This is a genomic window from Escherichia sp. KCJ4928 (assembly GCF_004352695.1).
Taxonomy (GTDB): Bacteria; Pseudomonadota; Gammaproteobacteria; order Enterobacterales; family Enterobacteriaceae; genus ECMA0423.
The window spans coordinates 1-1,218 of sequence record NZ_SJWV01000422.1; the positions used below are offsets into that span (position 1 = coordinate 1).

Genomic DNA, 1,218 nt, shown 5'->3' on the forward strand with positions numbered 1-1,218 from the left:
CGGCCACAACCGGATGTACGGGCCGGAACAGACGGAATACCGCCTCCGTTTTTTCGCGAATATTCTGTGCCTGTGCAGGAGAAGGCTGAATACCGGCCATATCCCATTCATGGCAGGGCTCCGTTTTGTCGGCCTGCGTCACCACAAACAGTACCCGCTGATGTCCCCGGTGCAGGATGTGTCGCCAGAAATACTCATCCACAGACAGGGCACGGTCATCGGCTTTAATCAGCCACAGTACCAGGTCCAGTTCAGGCAGAATGTCACGGTACAGGGCCTCATACTCTGCATCCCTGTCCCGGCTCTCGCCCACCCCGGGCAGGTCAGTGATAACCATGCTGTGACCGTGGCCACTCAGACGGAAGCGCCGTACTTCCCGGGTGCCGGCGTGAACATCACTGACCGGGGTGACCTCCCCCTGAAACAGTGCATTACAGAGTGAGGATTTACCGGCCCCGCTTTTACCCATAATGCCAATCACGGGTTCGTGACGGGTGAGTTTGCGCAGATGTTCCAGGATGTGACGGGAAAGCGAGTAAGGCAGGGAGGAGAGCGGTTTTTCAATTGCCTCAATGGCATCAGACGGATTCATACATGTATTCCCGGTGAAAAAAGACAAAACCCCGCGCACCGGAAAGGTGGCGGGGGATTCACGGAGATAATATCTGTCTGAAATTGTTTTGAATCGATGGGATTGTTGCGTATTAACATGAAGGAGATCAGGACTTATCCGTTACTGGGTGATCTCCTTCCATGAAAATACGCCGTTATTGTTAAACAGCAGGCTGATTTCTCCGTAAAGGGGAAAATATTTATCGGCTGCATGATTATCAGGTGTGTCTGTGTTTACTGCTGTGAGTATTTTTCAGTGTATTGTGGGGGAGATGTCACTGGGAGATATTAAATTTACATTTATAATTATCTTACTTCTTCTGTGTGTTTTTTATAAGAGTGCACACGTAATGATATCTGTTGATACCATGTGGTTAAGTGTTTCCCTTCCTGGTCATGCGTAATGATTAAATGCTTTTGTGACACCATTCTTCCGGTCTGAATATTTATCCCGTTCTTTTTTATTTGTGCAGTGATACTGTCGGAAGAGAATTCAGTAATGTGAGGTGTCCTGGTCAGGATAATATCTGCTGAGATATTATTAGTTGAGTGTGTTTTTACTGAGCAAAAGCTGGCTTTTAATTCCTGTACTGAAACGCTGTCGCT

Annotated in this window: 2 protein-coding genes; both read right to left on the bottom strand. The window is 48.1% G+C overall.

The window, feature by feature from the left end; translation table 11 throughout:
• The coding region (locus tag E0D98_RS24480; RefSeq protein ID WP_131891291.1) for a GTPase family protein at positions 1–592 on the bottom strand (592 nt) is incomplete at its 3' end.
• A gap of 326 nt (positions 593–918) precedes the next feature.
• Positions 919–1,218: hypothetical protein (locus tag E0D98_RS27640; protein ID WP_131891294.1), on the bottom strand; the 300-nt coding region annotated here is incomplete at its 5' end.